This window comes from Streptomyces boninensis, from assembly GCF_048572725.1.
Lineage (GTDB): Bacteria > Actinomycetota > Actinomycetes > Streptomycetales > Streptomycetaceae > Streptomyces > Streptomyces boninensis.
In genome coordinates, this window is record NZ_CP183837.1 from 8915363 (window position 1) to 8932042 (window position 16680).

At 72.2% G+C, this 16680-nt stretch carries 14 protein-coding genes and 1 pseudogene; 9 read left to right on the forward strand and 6 right to left on the reverse strand.

The features are described from left to right. Positions 1 to 3: 3 nt before the first annotated feature. Entirely contained in the window at positions 4 to 1890 is a 1887-nt protein-coding gene (dxs, locus tag ACNNMR_RS40175; RefSeq protein ID WP_419999670.1) for a 1-deoxy-D-xylulose-5-phosphate synthase, read from the forward strand. Next, on the forward strand, positions 1887 to 3266 hold the full coding sequence (locus tag ACNNMR_RS40180) for an aspartate aminotransferase family protein (RefSeq protein ID WP_419999671.1): 1380 nt from the start codon (positions 1887 to 1889) through the stop codon (positions 3264 to 3266). The genes dxs and ACNNMR_RS40180 overlap by 4 nt, the downstream gene beginning before the upstream one ends. On the opposite strand, the gene ACNNMR_RS40185 is transcribed toward ACNNMR_RS40180, so the two are convergent. Beyond that, positions 3263 to 4051: a tyrosine-protein phosphatase gene (locus tag ACNNMR_RS40185; RefSeq protein ID WP_419999672.1), complete on the reverse strand. Its 789-nt coding sequence runs from the start codon at positions 4049 to 4051 to the stop codon at positions 3263 to 3265. The two genes, ACNNMR_RS40180 and ACNNMR_RS40185, sit on opposite strands and share 4 nt — an antisense overlap. Positions 4052 to 4161: 110 nt before the next feature. Here ACNNMR_RS40185 and ACNNMR_RS40190 point away from each other — a divergent pair, with 110 nt between their 5' ends. Beyond that, the gene (locus tag ACNNMR_RS40190) at positions 4162 to 6249 is read left to right on the forward strand and encodes an alpha-galactosidase (protein WP_419999673.1); all 2088 of its coding nucleotides are present in this window, start codon (positions 4162 to 4164) and stop codon (positions 6247 to 6249) included. A gap of 69 nt (positions 6250 to 6318) precedes the next feature. Next, the gene (locus tag ACNNMR_RS40195; RefSeq protein WP_419999674.1) at positions 6319 to 7131 is read left to right on the forward strand and encodes an SGNH/GDSL hydrolase family protein; all 813 of its coding nucleotides are present in this window, start codon (positions 6319 to 6321) and stop codon (positions 7129 to 7131) included. Here ACNNMR_RS40195 and ACNNMR_RS40200 read toward each other — a convergent pair. Continuing rightward, positions 7104 to 7703, reverse strand: coding sequence for a carboxymuconolactone decarboxylase family protein (locus tag ACNNMR_RS40200; RefSeq protein ID WP_419999675.1), 600 nt, complete (start codon positions 7701 to 7703; stop codon positions 7104 to 7106). The genes ACNNMR_RS40195 and ACNNMR_RS40200 overlap by 28 nt on opposite strands. A 108-nt stretch (positions 7704 to 7811) precedes the next feature. On the opposite strand from ACNNMR_RS40200, the gene ACNNMR_RS40205 reads away from it, so the two are divergent. Then, positions 7812 to 8474 (forward strand): phosphoribosyltransferase, encoded by a 663-nt coding sequence (locus ACNNMR_RS40205; protein ID WP_419999676.1) that lies wholly within the window; start codon positions 7812 to 7814, stop codon positions 8472 to 8474. On the opposite strand, the gene ACNNMR_RS40210 is transcribed toward ACNNMR_RS40205, so the two are convergent. After that, entirely contained in the window at positions 8452 to 9255 is an 804-nt protein-coding gene (locus tag ACNNMR_RS40210) for a VOC family protein (RefSeq protein WP_419999677.1), read from the reverse strand. The two genes, ACNNMR_RS40205 and ACNNMR_RS40210, sit on opposite strands and share 23 nt — an antisense overlap. A gap of 125 nt (positions 9256 to 9380) precedes the next feature. Here ACNNMR_RS40210 and ACNNMR_RS40215 point away from each other — a divergent pair, with 125 nt between their 5' ends. Beyond that, complete coding sequence (locus ACNNMR_RS40215; protein WP_419999678.1) at positions 9381 to 10334, forward strand: DUF4436 family protein; 954 nt, start codon at positions 9381 to 9383, stop codon at positions 10332 to 10334. Here the strand turns inward: ACNNMR_RS40215 and ACNNMR_RS40220 are convergent. Next, positions 10285 to 11051 (reverse strand): annotated as a pseudogene (locus ACNNMR_RS40220) (SAM-dependent methyltransferase). The gene ACNNMR_RS40215 and the pseudogene ACNNMR_RS40220 sit on opposite strands and share 50 nt — an antisense overlap. Before the next feature lie 42 nt (positions 11052 to 11093). Here ACNNMR_RS40220 and ACNNMR_RS40225 point away from each other — a divergent pair. Next, positions 11094 to 12740 (forward strand): GAF domain-containing protein, encoded by a 1647-nt coding sequence (locus ACNNMR_RS40225; protein ID WP_420000641.1) that lies wholly within the window; start codon positions 11094 to 11096, stop codon positions 12738 to 12740. Positions 12741 to 12743: 3 nt separating this feature from the next. Here the strand turns inward: ACNNMR_RS40225 and ACNNMR_RS40230 are convergent, their stop codons facing one another. Continuing rightward, entirely contained in the window at positions 12744 to 13478 is a 735-nt protein-coding gene (locus ACNNMR_RS40230; protein ID WP_419999679.1) for a hypothetical protein, read from the reverse strand. Positions 13479 to 13710: 232 nt separating this feature from the next. Then, positions 13711 to 14604 carry an SDR family NAD(P)-dependent oxidoreductase gene (locus ACNNMR_RS40235; protein WP_419999680.1) on the reverse strand — a complete coding sequence of 298 codons (894 nt, stop codon included), beginning with the start codon at positions 14602 to 14604 and terminating at the stop codon, positions 13711 to 13713. A 200-nt stretch (positions 14605 to 14804) separates the two neighbouring features. Here ACNNMR_RS40235 and ACNNMR_RS40240 point away from each other — a divergent pair, with 200 nt between their 5' ends. Together ACNNMR_RS40240 and ACNNMR_RS40245 are read left to right on the forward strand one after the other, a co-directional pair. After that, the gene (locus ACNNMR_RS40240) at positions 14805 to 15956 is read left to right on the forward strand and encodes a sensor histidine kinase (protein ID WP_419999681.1); all 1152 of its coding nucleotides are present in this window, start codon (positions 14805 to 14807) and stop codon (positions 15954 to 15956) included. After that, positions 15953 to 16609, forward strand: a complete 657-nt coding sequence (locus tag ACNNMR_RS40245; protein ID WP_419999682.1) for a response regulator — start codon at positions 15953 to 15955, stop codon at positions 16607 to 16609. Before ACNNMR_RS40240 ends, ACNNMR_RS40245 begins: the two co-directional genes overlap by 4 nt. Positions 16610 to 16680 lie beyond the last annotated feature (71 nt).

Here is a 16680-nt window from a genome sequence, read left to right on the forward strand (position 1 = left end):
GACATGGCCTTGCTCGAGAACATCCGCGGACCGCAGGACCTGAAGGCGCTGCCGGAGGAGCACCTGGACGAACTGGCGGAGGAGATCCGCCAGTTCCTCATCCACGCGGTCGCCCGCACCGGCGGCCACCTGGGCCCGAACCTCGGCGTGGTCGAGCTGACCATCGCCCTGCACCGGGTCTTCGACTCCCCGGCGGACCGCATCCTGTGGGACACCGGCCACCAGAGTTACGTCCACAAGCTGGTGACCGGCCGGCAGGACTTCTCCAAGCTGCGCGGCAAGGGCGGCCTCTCCGGCTACCCGTCGCGGGAGGAGTCCGAGCACGACATCATCGAGAACAGCCACGCCTCGACCGTCCTCGGCTGGGCCGACGGCCTGGCCAAGGCGAACGAGGTGCGGGGGAAGGCCGACCACGTCGTCGCGGTCATCGGCGACGGGGCGCTCACCGGCGGCATGGCCTGGGAGGCGCTCAACAACATCGCGGCGGCGAAGGACCGCCCGCTCATCATCGTGGTCAACGACAACGAGCGGTCCTACGCCCCGACCATAGGCGGCCTCGCCAACCACCTGGCGACGCTGCGGACGACGGACGGCTATGAGCAGTTCCTCGCCTGGGGCAAGAAGGTCGTGCAGGACATGCCGGTGGTCGGCAAGACGCTGTACGAATCGCTGCACGGCGCGAAGAAGGGCTTCAAGGACGCCTTCGCTCCGCAGGGCATGTTCGAGGACCTGGGCCTGAAATACATGGGCCCGATCGACGGGCACGACATGGCCGCGGTCGAGTCGGCGCTGACCCGGGCCAAGCGGTTTCACGGGCCGGTGCTGGTGCACTGCCTGACCGAGAAAGGGCGAGGCTACGAGCCGGCGCTGATGGACGAGGCGGACCGCTTCCACACGGTCGGCCAGATGGACCCACTGACCTGCGAGCCGGTGACCGCGCCCGGGCCGCCGTCGTGGACGTCGGTCTTCAGCGAGGAGATGGTACGGCTCGGGGCCGAGCGGGACGACATCGTCGCGGTGACCGCGGCGATGCTGAACCCGGTCGGTCTCGCGCCGTTCGCGAAGGCGTATCCGGACCGGGTGTGGGACGTCGGCATCGCCGAGCAGCATGCCGCGGTGTCGGCGGCCGGGCTCGCCACCGGCGGGCTGCATCCGGTGGTGGCGATCTATGCGACCTTCCTCAACCGGGCCTTCGACCAGGTGCTGATGGATGTGGCGCTGCATCGCTGCGGGGTCACCTTCGTACTCGACCGGGCGGGGATCACGGGCCCGGACGGCGCCTCCCACCACGGAATGTGGGACATGTCGATCCTCCAGGTGGTGCCGGGGTTGCGGATCGCCGCGCCGCGCGACGCCGAGCAGCTGCGGCTGCAGCTGCGGGAGGCGGTCGAGGTGGACGACGCGCCGACCGTGGTGCGCTTCGCGCGCGGATCGGTCGGCGATCCGGTGCCGGCCGTGGACCGGATCGGCGGCATGGATGTTCTCGCCCGCGGCGATACGGAGGACGTGCTGCTGGTCGCCGTAGGGACGATGGGGGAGACCTGCGTGCAGGTCGCCGAGCTGCTCGCCGGGCGCGGGATCGGCTGCACCGTCGTCGACCCGCGCTGGGTGAAGCCCGTGGACGAGGAGCTGCCGCCGCTCGCCGCCCGGCACCGGATGGTGGCGGTGGTGGAGGACAACTCCCGTTCCAGCGGCGTCGGATCCGCCGTCGAGCGGGCGCTGCGGGACGCAGAGGTGGACCTGCAGGTGCGCTGCTTCGGCCTGCCGCAGCAGTTCATCCCGCACGGCAAACGCGGCGAGGTGCTCGCCGAGCTCGGGCTGACCCCGGCGGAGATCGCGGGTGCGGTCGGCGGCGTGCTGGCGGCCCGTAAGGAGAAGGACGACGGATGAGCTTCGACCTCGGCGAGCTGCTCGCCGCCCGCGGCAAGGAGCGCTACGAGCTGCATGCGCAGCACCTGAACCACCAGCTGCCGCGCATGCTGCACACCATCGGCTTCGACAAGGTCTACGAGCGGGCCGAAGGGGCGTACTTCTTCGACGAAGAAGGCAACGACTACCTCGACATGCTCGCGGGCTTCGGCGTGATGGGCATCGGCCGCCACCATCCGGTGGTGCGCAAGGCGCTGCACGACGTGCTGGACGCGTCGCTGGCGGACCTGACCCGCTTCGACTGCCAGCCGCTGCCGGGGCTGCTCGCCGAGAAGCTCCTGACGTACGCCCCGCACCTGGACCGGGTCTTCTTCGGCAACAGCGGCACGGAGGCGGTGGAGACGGCCCTGAAGTTCGCCCGGTACGCGACGGGCAAGCCGCGGGTGCTCTACTGCGACCACGCCTTCCACGGGCTGACGACCGGCTCGCTGTCGGTCAACGGCGAGGCGGGCTTCCGCGACGGCTTCGCGCCGCTGCTGCCGGACACCGCGATCGAACTGGGCGACCTGGCGGCGCTGGAGCGGGAGCTGAAGAAGGGCGATGTGGCGGGCCTCATCGTGGAGCCCATCCAGGGCAAGGGGGTGCTGGCGTCCCCGCCGGGGTTCCTGCGCGCCGCCCAGGAGTTGCTGCACAAGCACAAGGCGCTGCTCATCGCCGACGAGGTGCAGACCGGCATCGGCCGCACCGGCGACTTCTTCGCGTACCAGCACGAGGACGGCGTCGAACCGGATCTGGTGTGCGTGGCGAAGGCGCTGTCTGGCGGCTATGTGCCGGTCGGGGCCACCCTCGGCAAGGACTGGATCTTCAAGAAGGTCTACTCGTCCATGGACCGCGTCCTGGTCCACTCCGCGAGCTTCGCCACCAACGCGCAGGCGATGGCGGCGGGTCTTGCGACCCTCGCCGTGATGGAGGACGAGCAGCTGGTCGCCAATGCCCGGCATACGGGAGATCTGCTGCGGTCCCGGCTGGAAGCGCTGGTGCCGAAGTACGAGCTGCTGAAGGAGATCAGGGGCCGCGGGCTGATGATCGGCATCGAGTTCGGCCGACCGAAGTCCCTTGGTCTGCGCAGTAAATGGACCATGCTGCAGGCGGCCCGCAAGGGTCTCTTCGCACAGATGGTCGTCGTCCCGCTGCTCCAGCGGCACCGCATCCTCACCCAGGTCTCAGGGGATCACCTGGAGGTCATCAAGCTGATCCCGCCGCTGGTGGTGGAGGAGAAGGACGTCGACCGCTTCGTGGACGCCTTCACGGCGGTGATGGACGACGCCCACGGCGGCGGCGGTCTGATGTGGGACTTCGGCAAGACCCTCGTCAAGCAGGCGGTGGCAAACCGCTAGCCGACCAGCTTCTCCTTCAGCCGGTCCCGGGTCTCGGCCGAGAGGCCGAGGCCCGCCGTCAGGTAGTTCTCGGTGGAGCCCCACTGGTCGGTCATCGCCTCCAGCGCGGCCGCCAGATACGAGGCGCGGGCGTCGAAGAGCGGGCTGAGGAGGTCCATGACCTCGGGGGACATGCCGTCGCCCGCGTTCTCGTCGCGCTTGATCTTGTAGCGGCGGTGCTTGGCGTTCGACTCGAGGTAGTCCTTCTCGATGGCGTCGCGCTCGACGCCGACGGCCAGCAGCGTGATCGCGACCGTCAGGCCCGCGCGGTCCTTGCCCGCCGCGCAGTGCATCAGCGCCGGCACGCTGTCGTCCGCGAGGGCGTGCAGGACGCGGGAGTGCTCGGCGTTGCGGTCGCGGATCATGGCGCGATACGAGTCCTCCATGCGACCCGCGGCCTGGCCGTCGCCGAGGATCGAGCGCAGCTGGGCCAGGTCGCCGTTGCGGACCATCAGCCAGAATTCCTTGCCCTCCGCCGGGTCGTTCAGCGGCAGGTTGAGGTTGCGTACGCCCGGGAGCTCGACGTCGGGGCCCTCGAGGCGGATGTCGGCGGCATTGCGGAAGTCGAAGACCGTGTGCAGACCGAGCGAGGCGAGGAAGGCGGCGTCCTCGGGGGTGGCGTGCGCGAGGTGCCCGCTGCGGTAGAGGCGGCCCGGGGCGATACATCGGCCGTCCACCGTGGGCAGGCCGCCGACATCCCGGAAGTTGCGTATGCCGGTCAGCTCTGGCTCGGTCGTCTGCGTCATGCGGCTCTCCTGAGGCTCGGGGCCTTCCGACCATACGACACCGACCCCCTGGCCAGAGCGATCACCGGCGGGCGATGATGTGCGGACGTGCGCGACAGTGGGGGTTTACGGTGATTGAAAGCGGTGGCAATGGGCGGTTCTGGCTGCTCTCCGGCCCGGCCAGCAGCTATGCGCTGCGGCTCGGAGCGGGCGATGAGCTGCGGCACCTCTACTGGGGCCCGCGGCTGGCCCTGGCCGACGCGGAGGCGCTGCACGTGGAGCCGCTGCCGCGGGAGCGCGGCTTCGAGTCGCGGCTCGACGGGCGGGAGGAGTACCCGGTCGAGGGCGGGCCGCGGTTCGCCAGGCCCGCGCTGATCGTCCGGGCCGAGGGGGACCCCGCCGCCCGCGGCACGGAGTGGGAATTCCAGGGTGCGGACGCGGACGGCGACCAGCTGCGGCTGCGCTTCCACGACGCGCTGCACGGCCTGGACATCCGGCTGCACTACCGGATACGGGACGACAGCGACGTCCTGGAGCGCTGGGTCACCCTGCACCACACCGGAGCCACCGGGCCCCTCGAAGTCCTCCGCGCCGACGCCGCGACCTGGACCCTGCCCGTACGCGACCACTGGCGGCTGTCGCACCTGCACGGGCGGTGGGGCGCGGAGTCCCGGCTCGTACGGGCCGACGTCACCCCCGGCATCAAGGAGCTCGGCAGCCGCCGCGGGCACACCTCGCACACGCTGCTGCCCTGGATCGCCCTCGACGCGGGCGACGCGGGGGAGGAGCACGGGGAGGTGTACGGGGCCGCGCTGGCCTGGTCCGGGTCGTGGCGGATCGCCGTCGAGCAGCAGCCGGGCGGGGCGGTGCAGGCCGGCGGCGGGGCCGGGCACGACGACAGCGGCCTGGTGCGGCTCGCGCCCGGCGATACGTACACGACCCCGGTCTTCGCCGGGCTCTACGCCGCCGGCGGCTTCGGCGCCGCCTCGCGGGCCTGGCACGCCTGGCAGCTCGCGCATGTCATCCCGGACGCCGGCAGCGCACGGCCGGTGCTCTACAACTCATGGGAGGCCACCACCTTCGACGTCGAGATCGGGCATCAGCGGGAACTCGCGCGGCGGGCCGCGGCGATGGGCGTCGAGTTGTTCGTGGTGGATGACGGCTGGTTCGGGAAACGGACCAATGACCGGACCGGGCTGGGGGACTGGACGCCGAATCCGGACCGCTTTCCTGATGGGCTCAAGCCGCTCGCGGATGATGTGCACGCGCTCGGGATGCAGTTCGGGATCTGGGTCGAGCCGGAGATGGTGAATCCCGACAGCGATCTCTACCGGGCCCATCCCGACTGGGTGCAGCGGCGGGAGGGCCGGTGGCGCACCGAGTTCCGCAATCAGCTGGTCCTCGACCTCGGGCGCGAGGACGTGCGCGAGCACCTGTGGGAGCGGCTGGACGCGCTGCTGCGGTCGGCCGCGATCGACTACGTGAAGTGGGACTTCAACCGGTCCTTCAGCGAGGCGCACCACACTGGCCCCGGACACGTCGACGGGCTCTACGCGCTCCTCGACCGGCTGCGCGCCGCCCACCCGCACGTCGCCTTCGAGTCCTGCTCAGGCGGCGGCGGGCGGGTCGACCTCGGCATCCTCGCCCGTACGGACCAGGTGTGGACCTCCGACAACACCGACCCGCTCGACCGGCTGCCGATCCAGCACGGCTTCAGCCAGCTGCACCCGGCGCGGGTGATGGCGGCCTGGGTCACCGACAGCCCCAACGATCAGATGCAGAGCCGCACTTCGTCGCTCCGCTACCGCTTCGTCAGCGCCATGGCGGGGGTCCTCGGCATCGGCGGCGACCTGGCGCGGTGGAGCGAGGCGGAGCTGGCCGAGGCGGCCGAGTGGGTGGCGGCGTACCAGCGGATCAGGCCGCTGGTGCAGCACGGCGAGCTGCACCGGCTGCGGGCGCCGCAGGAGGGGCTGACCGCCGTGCAGTACGTGGCGCGCGACGGCGGCGAGACCGCGGTGCTCGGCTGGCTGCAGGCGCAGCGCTACGCCGAGGCGGTGCCGCCGCTGCGGCTGCGCGGGATCGACCCGGCCGCGGAGTACGAGGACGTGGCGAGCGGGACCGTGCACCGCGGCGCCGTCCTCGCGCACCGGGGGCTGGTGCTGCCGCTGCGCGGGGATCTGGACGCGGCGGTGGTGCACCTGCGGCTGCGGCACGGGTGATCGAGATCACGGCGGGATGGCCTTTCTACGGTGGCGTAGGTGGGCAGGCGAGGCGGAACATGGACCGACGTGGCAGACGCAGTGATATCCCCGCAGTCCTACGTGGCGATCGGTGACAGCTTCACCGAAGGAGTCGGAGACCCGGGCCCCGACGGGCAGTTCATCGGCTGGGCCGACCGCTTCGCGACGCTGCTGGCGCGCGGCTCGGCCGACGGCGGCCTCCAGTACGCCAACCTCGCGATCCGCGGCCGCGTCCTCGACCAGATCGTCGCCGAGCAGGTGCCGCGCGCCATCGAGCTCCGGCCCGACCTGGTGAGCTTCTGCGCCGGGGGCAATGACGTGATCCGGCCGGGCACCGACCCGGACGATATCGCCGAGCGCTTCGAGGCCGCCGTCGCCCGGCTCACCGGCGTCGTGCCGACCGTCATGGTCACCACCGGCTTCGACACCCGCGGGGTGCCGGTGCTGCGGCATCTGCGCGGGAAGGTCGCCACGTACACGGCGCACATCCGCGCCATCGCCGACCGCTACGACTGCCCGGTGCTCGACCTGTGGTCGCTCAAGTCCGTACAGGACCGGCGGGCCTGGGACGGCGACCGGCTGCACCTGTCACCCGACGGGCACACCCGGGTCGCGCTGCGGGCCGCGCAGGTGATCGGGCTCGACGTGCCCTGCGACCCGGACCAGCCGTGGCCGCCGCAGCCGCCGCGCGGCACGTACGAGACGCGCCGCGACGACATCCACTGGGCGCGCGAGCACCTGGTGCCGTGGATCGGGCGGCGGCTGCGCGGGGAGTCCTCCGGTGACGGGGTCCGGCCGAAGCGGCCGGACCTGACGCCGCTGGAACAGCCGGGTCACTCGCTGGCGGGGCCCGAGGACTGAGCGGCCGGGGGCGCTTGCGCGGCCGCGTTCGGCACCTCGCAGGAATCCTTGAAGCCTTGGCTGGTGAGCCCCAGCGCCGAGTTGATGCGCGAGCGCAGGTTCTCCAGCGCCACCATCGCGGTGAGCTCCACGAACGCGGCCTCGCCGAGCTCGTCCAGCAGCGTCTGGGCGAGGGTGTCGTCGACCTCGGGCGGGGTGGCGGTCATGGCCTCCGAGTACTCCAGGACGTCGCGCTCCAGCGGCGTGTAGAGGGAGCTTTCGCGCCACATCGGCACGTCCCGGAGCTTGGCCGGATCCATGCCCTGCTCATGCGACTCCCAGTAGCCGAAGTCCATGCACCAGCTGCATCCGATGGCGGCCGACGAGGCCATCACGGCGAGCGCCTTGAGCTCCGGGTCGAGTGCGTCCCACTTGGCCGCGGAGCGCTCCAGCTTCGCGTCGGTGATCAGCACCTTGCGGTTGTGGGCCAGGGCCTTGCCCGGGTCCAGCACCTTGCCGTAGGTCCGCTTGGAGTACCACTCCATGGCGCGGAAAAACAGGGTGCGCGGCGGGGTGAGCGAGATGCGGGCCATGGCCCCCTCCATCCAGGTGGTTCTTCGTTCTGACACCCCTTCGACGGATGCCGCAGGGTGGAATGTGACATCAGCTCATGTGAAGCGGGTCACTCGGAGGGCATGTCCATGCGCTATCACGATCGCAGGGAGGCAGGCCGGGACCTCGCGCAGCGCCTGCACGAGCGCCGGAGCCGGGACGACCTGCCCGTACCGCTGGTGCTCGCGCTGCCGCGCGGCGGGGTGCCGGTGGCGGACGAGATCGCCCGGGCGCTCGGCGCCCCGCTCGATGTGCTCGTGGCCCGCAAGATCGGCATGCCGGGCCGCGAGGAATACGCCCTCGGCGCCGTCGCCGGCGGCGGCCCGCCCGTATACGACCCGCAGGCGCTGGCAGCCGCCGGATACACCCCCGCGGACCTCGCGCCCGAGGCCGAGCGGGCGGTGCGCGAGGTGCGCCGCCGCGAGGACACGTACCGGCAGGGCCGTCCGGCGCCGGACGTGGCCGGCCGCTGGGTGCTGGTCGTGGACGACGGCCTGGCCACCGGCTCGACCGCACGCGCGGCCGTACGGGCGCTGCGCGAGCGCCGCCCCGCGCACGTCACGCTGGCCGTGCCGGTGGGCTCGCCCGAGGGCGTGGCACGGCTGCGCGCGGATGCCGACGACGTCGAATGCCCGCACCGGCCGCCCGGCTTCGGCGCCGTCGGCTTCTACTACGACGACTTCGCGCAGCTGACCGACGCCGACGTCATCGCCGTACTGAACGCGGCGGCTACGGGGCCGGGGCCGACGTGATGATCGCGAGCACGGCGCCGGCCGGGTCCTTGATCATGGCTATCCGTCCGGCCATCTCCACGTCGCTCGGGGCCATCATTTCGGTGGCCCCCAGCTCCAAGGCCCGGCTGAAGGCGGCGTCGCAGTCGCGCACCTCGAAATACGGGTGCCACTCCGGCGTGGCGCCGCCGCGCCGGGCCTCCTCCGGCAGCTCCATGATGCCGCCGTGGTCGCCCCCCTCGGCGGCGGCGCCGGCGGCGGCGACCGTCGTGTACGTGCCGATCGGGGGCATGTCATAGTCACTCGTGCGCCAGTCGAGGACGGTGCGATAGAAGTCCATCGCGGCCGGCCGGTCCGTGGTGGCGAGCTCGGCCCACGCGAACATGCCGTGCTCGTTCACCGCATCGAGGCCGATCTTGTCGCGCGGCTGCCACAGCGAGAAGTCCGCGCCGGCCGGGTCGCTGACATCCGCCTGCCGGCCCAGGCTGAAGACGTCGTACGGCGCCTGCCGGATCCGGCCGCCGCCCTGCTCGACCGCCTTGACGGCGGCGTCCACGTCGGCGGTGCGGAAATAGACCGTCCAGTGCGGCAGCTCGCCGGCCTTCTGCTCGGGATAGAACGGCCCCACTGCGGCGACGGTGCGGCCGCCGAGCTGGAAGAACCCGTAGCCCCCGGCCTCGGCGCCGGCGGAGACGAACTCCCAGCCGAACACGGCGCGATAGAAGTCCTTGGCGGCGTCGACATCGCTGGTGGTGAGATCCACCCAGTTCGGCGCGCCCGGTAAGAAGTCTGTGGTGATCATCTGGGTCCCCTCTCGGGATTGCCCTCCCTGACCCTGCACAGCATTGCACCGGCCACTGACAGCGGGCCTCGGACGATCGGCGTGTTGTCCGCCGGGACCGCGGCCCGCGCGATCATCCTGAGGGGATGCTCCGCCGCGCACTCCGCCGCCGCACCGCCGTCCACGTCGGCGTGCTGGCGCTGATCGCGGCGCTCTGCACCGCCGGGATCCTGCTGTACTTCAACGAGCGGGACAGCCGACAGGTGGAGCGGGTGCTCGGGGAGCGGGGGAAGACCGTCCCGATCTGGTTCGACGTATCGGGGCAGCGCGTCGACCCCACCACCCGGGTGATGACGGTGTCGATCGCGCCGGTGATCCCCGAGGGCAGCGAGCTGGAGTCCAAGAAGAACGACCTCGGTCCCAAGCGGCGGCTGGTGATCACCACATCGGCGGCCGAGCATCCTGAGGTCGTACTCCCGGCCGACAAGCCCGTCGGGACGATCCGGCTGCCGTTCCCGGTCCGCCGCGGCACGGTCACCGACTATCCCTTCGATCGCTATCAGTTCAGGTTCGGCATTCTGGTGGAGGACGGGGACCGGCGGGTGCCGCTGCGGGTCACGTTCCATGAGACCGATCCGTTCTTCGAGGTGCACCAGAAGAACGTGCGGACCAGCGACGACATCCTGCTCATGGAAGCCGAAGTCACCCGCAGCCGCAGCACTCTCATCCTCGCCTGGTTCATGATGATCGCCATGTGGGCGATCGCCCTGGCCGTGCTCGGCGGCGCCTGGGTCGTCGTCGGCCGCAAGGGCGGCATGAACTGGGCGGCGCTCAGCTGGATGGCCACCAGCCTCTTCGCCCTGGTCGGGCTCCGTAACGCCGCCCCCGGGTCGCCGCCGATCGGCTCGGTGATGGACTACGCGGCGTTCTTCTGGGCCGAGGGGATCATCGCCGCCTGCGTGGTGTACGTCGTACTGAGCGGCATCTGGCAGGAGCGCCACGCGCTCGAGCAGGAGGCCACCCCCGACGGCCCGGACGACTCCGAGCCCGTTACGGCTTCCGGGCCACCCCCGCCGCCATCAGACGGTCCACCAGCGTGAGCTCCCCGGGCGGGCTGCCATCAGGCCGCCACGCCGGCAGCGGCACCACGCCGGGCTCGGCCATTTCAAGCCCCCGGAAGTACCCGGAGATCTCCGCGATCGTGCGGAAGCGGCCCGTACCGAGGAACGTCAGGAACGTCTCCTGCAGCTCCCGCGCTTCCGGCCCCACATCGCAGAAGTGCGATATCGCCAGATGGCTGCCGGCCGGCACCGCGTCCAGGTACGCGTCCACGATGCCCTGCGGAGCCTCGTCGTCGTGCAGGTGGTGCAGCAGGCCGATCAGCAGCACCGCCACCGGGCGGCCGCGGTCGATCAGCTCGCGGGTGGTGGGGTGTTCCAGCAGCGCCTGGCCGTGCGCCAGCACGATCGGGTCAATGTCCACGTATACGACGCGGGCGCCCGGGCTGACGCCCTGGGCCACAGCCGCCGATTGAGCGTGGCCAGGTGGTCTATCTGCGGCATGGTCTCCCGCAGCTTCGCGGCGAAAGCGCGGTCTGCCTCATAGTTGTCCTTGCCGCCGAGGACGACGTCGTACGCGCGGGCGGGGCATGAGAGCTCCTCAGCCTGGGGGACGGCGGCTGGATCGACCTGCAGGGTATCGGATGCGACTGCAATCTCCCTTGCCCTAAGTCGACTTGCGGCGGATAACGTAAAACACGCGGAGGGGGTGATGAAGTGGAGGGCAGTGGCGGCGAGGCACGGCTGCCTCGGCTGCAACTGGATCAGTTGCTCGAGGAACTCCAGTCACGCATCGACGACATGCGGGGTGCGCGGGACCGCGTACACACGCTGCTGGAAGCCGTGATGTCGGTCGGCCGCGGCCTGGAGCTGCCGCAGGTGCTGCGCCGCATCGTGGAGGCGGCGGTGGTGCTGGTGGACGCCGAATACGGCGCGCTCGGCGTGGTGGGCGGGCAGGAGCGGCTCGCCCAGTTCCTTCCCGTGGGCATGGACCAGGAGCAGATCGCGACGATCGGGAAGTTCCCTGAAGGCCACGGAATCCTCGGCGAGCTGATCCGGCACCCGGAGCCGCTGCGCCTGGAGGAGATCAGCGCGCACCCGTCCTCGTACGGCTTCCCGCCGGGCCACCCCCCGATGCACTCCTTCCTCGGCGTGCCCATCAGAGTGCGCGAGGTGGTTTTCGGCAATCTCTATCTGACGCAGAAGCGCGGCGCCAAGGAGTTCGACGGCGAGGACGAGGCGGTGCTGTCCACCCTCGCAGTGGCCGCGGGCGTGGCCATCGAGAACGCCCGCATGTACGAGCAGTCCCGCGACCGGCAGCAGTGGCTGGAGGCGCATGCCGAGATCGTCTCCGCGCTGCTCTCCGGCGCCGCCGAGCACAGCGTCCTGGAGCAGATCGTCCACCACGCCAGCCGCATCCTGCACGCCGACCACGCCGTCCTCGCCGTGCCCGACGAGGACTCCGGCGAACTCAGAGTGGCGATCGTCAAGGACGCGCGCGGCCCCGAGCACGAGGCGGACCCGCCGGCCGAAGTCGTCCCCAGAGAGGGCACGTTCCTCGGCGCGGCCGCCTCCGCCGGCATCCCGGTCAGCACCCCCGACCTCGCCGCCGACCCGCGCAGCGCCCACGGCCCGCTCGCCAGTACGGGCATGGGCCCGGCCGTCGCCGTGCCGCTCAACTCCACCGCGGGCGTCCGCGGCGTGCTGGCGCTGGCCAGGCGCGACCGGATCGCCGTCTTCCGGGAGTACGAGATCGAGCCGCTGCTCACCTTCGCCGGCCAGGCCGCCATCGCCATGGAGCTCGCCGACCGGCGGGGCGACGCCGAGCAGCTCGCCGTGCTCGCCGACCGCGACCGGATCGCGCGGGACCTGCACGACCTGGCGATCCAGCGGCTGTTCGCCACCGGGATGACGCTGCAGAGCCTGGTGCGGTTCGTGGACCGTCCCGAGGCCAACGAGCGGCTGCTGCGGGCGGCCGATGACCTGGACGAGACGATCAAGATCATTCGGTCTACGGTCTTCGGGCTGCGGGTGCAGCCCACCGGGACGGGGCTGCACGGGCTGCGGGTGCGTACCGCCCGGGTGATCGAGGAGGCCGTGCCGGCCCTGACCTTCACCCCCGCGCTGCGCACCGAGGGCCTGGTGGACACGGACGTGCCGGCCGCGGTGGCCGACCACGCGGTCGCGGTCCTCAAGGAGGCGCTCACCAACGTCGCCCGGCACGCCGAGGCCTCCGCCGCGGACGTGTCGCTGGTGTCGGACGGCGGCTCGCTGACCCTCACCGTGATCGACGACGGCATCGGCATCGCGGACCGGGGCCGCCGCAGCGGCCTGCGCAATCTCGCGGAGCGGGCCCGGCAGCTGGGCGGCGACATGGTCATCGGGAGGCCGCCGGGGGGCGGGACGCGGCTGAGGTGGTCGGTGCCGCTGCCTGCGGACGAGGAGTGAGGGTTACGGCCCGTACCCCAGCCGCAGCGCCACCAGCGGATGCCGGGCCGCCGCCGGCACGCTCATGCGCCAGGGGCCCGGGGCCTCCAGCGGCGCGACCCGCACCCCGTTGGCCGTCGCGGTGAGCAGCACGTGCTGCAGCGCCTGACCGGCCCGCAGCCAGCCGGCGGGGTCGTCCTGGTCGGTGGCCAGCACGGCGATCAGCGGAGCGCCCACCGGCGCGAAGGACAGCGCCGCGCCTTCCGCCCACGCGGCCTCGCGCAGCTCCGCCACGACCGCCGACGGCGGGCGGCGGTAGCGGGACAGCGGGAGGACGCTGGAGTGCCGCCGCCAGACGCTGGCGTAGAGGTCGGGGCGGTTGCGGGTGCCGGGCCGCACCGGGCCCGCGAGCCGGACGGTGGCGAGCAGGTCCGGGTGCGCGGGCGCCGGGAGCAGCCGCACCACCGGCTCCCAGCCGAGGTGCGCGATGGCCACGCGGAGGTTGAACAGGGCGGCGCCGACGCACAGATGCAGCGGCCGGTCGCCGGGCAGCGGCGGCTGCACGGCCCGTACCTGCACCGTGGCGGGCTCCGGGTCGAGCCGGAAGCGCCACGGCTGGCGCAGCTGCCGCCGGCCGCCGGCGGGCGTGGCGGGAGCACTGGGCGCCCCCGCCACGCGTGGCGCGCCGGGCGGCGGAGGCGCGGCCATGGCAGCGGAGACGAGCTTCTCCAGAGCGGCCGCGTCGAGTGTCGCTTGCATGAGCGTCCTCACCGGCTGGTCGCAAATCGTCGGGCTGGTTCCAGGCTCCATTCCCTGCCCGCCCCGCGGCGAGTGCCATCCGGCCCCCGTCCCGGGCCGCCCGGCCCCTCGCCCCTTTTGCCGGACTCTTCAGAGGCTCTTCATCCCGCCTTCACACCGGCCGTAAAGGCTGAACCCATGAACGCCTTCCGAGCCACCGTCTACCGGGTCCGCGCCACCCTCCACTCCGCGGTCACAGGCCCGCCAGCTGCCCGCCGTCGACCAGCACCGTCGCGCCGGTCTGGAAGCCGAGGTCAGCAGAGGCCAGGGCAAGCGCGGCGGTCGCCATCTCCTCCGGCTTCGCCATCCGCTTGAACGCGTCGACCCCCTGCGCGATCTGCGCCTTCGCCTTCTCCCAGTCCGCGTCCGAGAGCCCGTCGGGCCGGTGCACCTCCAGCATCGGCGTGTCCGTGGTGCCGGGGGCGAGGGAGACCACCCGGATGCCGTGCTTGCCGTTCTCGATCGCGGCGGCCTGCACCAGGCCGGTGACGCTGTTCTTGCTCGCCGTGTACGAGCCGAGGCCGGCCCGGGTCTGGAACTGGTTCGAGGAGCCGGTCACCAGGATCACCCCGCCACCGCGCCGCCGCAGGTGCGGGATCTCGTACTTCATGGCGAGGAAGACGCCGCGGGTGTTGGTGAGCGTGACGTCGTCCCACTCCTCGACGGAGACTTCGTGCAGGTCGGTGAACGGCTTCTGGATGCCCGCGTTGTTCAGCGCGATGTCGAGGCCGTCGTACGTGCGCACCACCCGGTCGACGAAGGCCTCGACCTCCTTCGGGCGGCGCACATCCGCCTTGAAGTACGTGGCCTCGCCACCGGCCGCCCGGATCTCCCGCTCCACCTCGCGGCCGAGCCGCTCCCTGCGCCCGCAGAACCCGACCTTGGCCCCCTCGCGGGCAAAGGCGATGGCCGCCGCCCGGCCGATGCCCGAGGTCGCGCCGGTGACCAGCACGGTCTTCCCGGCGTAACGGCGGCCGGAGGCGCCCGGCTTGTCCGCGGCCGCTGCCGCGGTGCCACCGAAGACCGGACCGGCGGCAGCCGCGGCCGCCGCCGCAGCCGTGCCGCCGAGCATGCTCCGCCGGGACATCGACGCACTGGAACGGTTTCTTGCCATTGCTGGACCTCTCTCGTGTTGTTCGCTCGGTCCACCTCACCCTCCGGCGACCGGCGTCCGCCCGGATCCGCCGGACGTCGCCCCCACCGCACCGACGAAGGTCGGGCCCGCCGCCTCGGACCCCCGACTTTCGTCGAATGTCCGCCGCCCACCGGCCGCTTACGATGCGGGGCATGACACTGACGCCGCGCAAGCGCCGCCTGCTGGAGGCCGCAGGGCTCGTCTTCGTGACGTACAAGTCGGTGCGCGAGGCGCTCACCGAGGACGCCGGGCTGATATCGGGACCGGCGGGCAGCACCGTCGTGGCCGTGGCGCTGTGCGCCGCGCTGCTGCTCAGCCGCCGGCTGCCGCTGACCGTTGCGGCGATGGCGCTCGCCGGGTTCCTGCTGGAGAGTCAGGTGTGGCCGGTGCTGGTGGCGCTGTACGCGGTGACCGTGCGGCAGCCGCCCCGGTACGCGATCGCGCTGACCGCGGCGGCGTTCGTGCCGGCCTGGTACGGGCCGTTCCGCGAGCTGGTGAACATGCCCTTGGTGACGTATCTGCCGTGCGCGGTGCTGATCGTGCCGGTCGCGTTCGGCCTCGCCGCCCGCAGCCACCGCGACCTCGCCCGCTCCCTCGCCGCCGAGCTCGACCACCTCGAAGCCGCGAACCGGCTCCGCGACGACCGCGTGCGACTGGCGGAACGGGCCCGTATCGCCCGCGAGATGCACGACGTCCTCGCCCACCGGCTGAGCCTCTTGGTGCTGCACACCGGCGTGCTCCAGCGCCGCGCCACCGAGGTCCCCGAGCCCGTACGCGAACGCCTCGGCCAGCTCCGCGAAACCGGCGCGCACGCCCTCGACGACCTGCGCGACCTGCTCGGCGCGCTGCGCGACGAGGACGGACCGGCACCCCTCACCCCGACCGCCGACGACCTGCCCGCGCTGGTCGCCGCCGCGCGGGCCGCGGGCACGCCGGTCGAGGCCGAGCTCGGCGAACTCGCCCCGCTCCCGGCCGCGGTGCGGCTCGCGGCGCATCGGATCGTGCAGGAGGCGCTCACCAACGCGCGCAAGCATGCGCCTGGGCGGCCGGTGTCTTTGGCGGTGGCCGTGGACCGAGCGCGGGTGACCATCCGCGTCACCAACCCCGCGCCCGACGCCGACCCGGAACCCGGCCACCGCGGCTACGGGCTCATCGGCATCGCCGAGCGGGTGGCCGCGCTGCACGGGCGGCTCAGCCACCGCCGCGCGGACGGCCGCTTCGAGCTGCGCGCGGAACTGCCCGTACCCACGCATCCGCAGGACGCCGAAGCGGGTCTGGCGGCGGCTGGGGCGGTGTCCCGTTGATCAAGGTGATGATCGTCGACGACGACGCCTTCGTACGAGCCGGACTCACCGACCTCGTAGCCACCGACGACGGCCTCGAGCTGGTCGGCGAGGCGGCCGACGGCAGGGAGGCGGTGGAGCTGGCCCGCGGCCGCCGCACGGACGTGGCGCTGGTGGACATCCGGATGCCGGTGATGGACGGGATCGCGGCCACCAGCGCGCTGCGGGCGCTGCCTTCGCCGCCCGCGGTGGCGGTGCTGACGACCTTCGACCTGGACGAGTACGTGTACGGGGCGCTGGCCGCCGGCGCGGCCGGATTCCTGCTCAAGTCCACGCCGCCGGACGAGATCCTGCGCGCGGTGCGGGTGGTCGCCGGCGGCGCGGCGATGCTCTCGCCCGCCGTCACCCGTACGGTCATCAGCCGCTTCCACCGCCCGGACTCGGCCCGTACGAGAGCCGCCCAGGAGGCCGTGGGACGGCTCACCGCGCGCGAGCGGCAGGTGCTGGAGCGGGTGGCGGACGGGCTGACGAACGCGGAGATCGGGAAGCAGTTGCGGCTACGGGAATCGACGGTGAAGGCGCATGTGAGCCGGATCCTCACCGAGCTGGGGGTGTCGAACCGGGTGCAGGCGGCCATCGTGGCGCGGGATCTGCGGCCCGGTGGGGCGGGGTAGTTGGAGGTTACCGCTGCGTACGACACCGGTGATTTCGCCGATGTGCGGGCACCGGGAGCGGGGCCATGGTT

Excerpts from the sequence above, each read along its gene's own strand:
- dxs (WP_419999670.1), top strand. The coding sequence starts at position 4 with ATGGCCTTGCTCGAGAACATCCGCGGACCGCAGGACCTGAAGGCGCTG.
- ACNNMR_RS40180 (WP_419999671.1), top strand. The coding sequence starts at position 1,887 with ATGAGCTTCGACCTCGGCGAGCTGCTCGCCGCCCGCGGCAAGGAGCGC.
- ACNNMR_RS40185 (WP_419999672.1), bottom strand. The coding sequence starts at position 4,051 with ATGACGCAGACGACCGAGCCAGAGCTGACCGGCATACGCAACTTCCGG.
- ACNNMR_RS40200 (WP_419999675.1), bottom strand. The coding sequence starts at position 7,703 with ATGGCCCGCATCTCGCTCACCCCGCCGCGCACCCTGTTTTTCCGCGCC.
- ACNNMR_RS40205 (WP_419999676.1), top strand. The coding sequence starts at position 7,812 with ATGCGCTATCACGATCGCAGGGAGGCAGGCCGGGACCTCGCGCAGCGC.
- ACNNMR_RS40210 (WP_419999677.1), bottom strand. The coding sequence starts at position 9,255 with ATGATCACCACAGACTTCTTACCGGGCGCGCCGAACTGGGTGGATCTC.
- ACNNMR_RS40215 (WP_419999678.1), top strand. The coding sequence starts at position 9,381 with ATGCTCCGCCGCGCACTCCGCCGCCGCACCGCCGTCCACGTCGGCGTG.
- ACNNMR_RS40225 (WP_420000641.1), top strand. The coding sequence starts at position 11,094 with ATGCGGGGTGCGCGGGACCGCGTACACACGCTGCTGGAAGCCGTGATG.
- ACNNMR_RS40230 (WP_419999679.1), bottom strand. The coding sequence starts at position 13,478 with ATGCAAGCGACACTCGACGCGGCCGCTCTGGAGAAGCTCGTCTCCGCT.
- ACNNMR_RS40235 (WP_419999680.1), bottom strand. The coding sequence starts at position 14,604 with ATGTCCCGGCGGAGCATGCTCGGCGGCACGGCTGCGGCGGCGGCCGCG.
- ACNNMR_RS40240 (WP_419999681.1), top strand. The coding sequence starts at position 14,805 with ATGACACTGACGCCGCGCAAGCGCCGCCTGCTGGAGGCCGCAGGGCTC.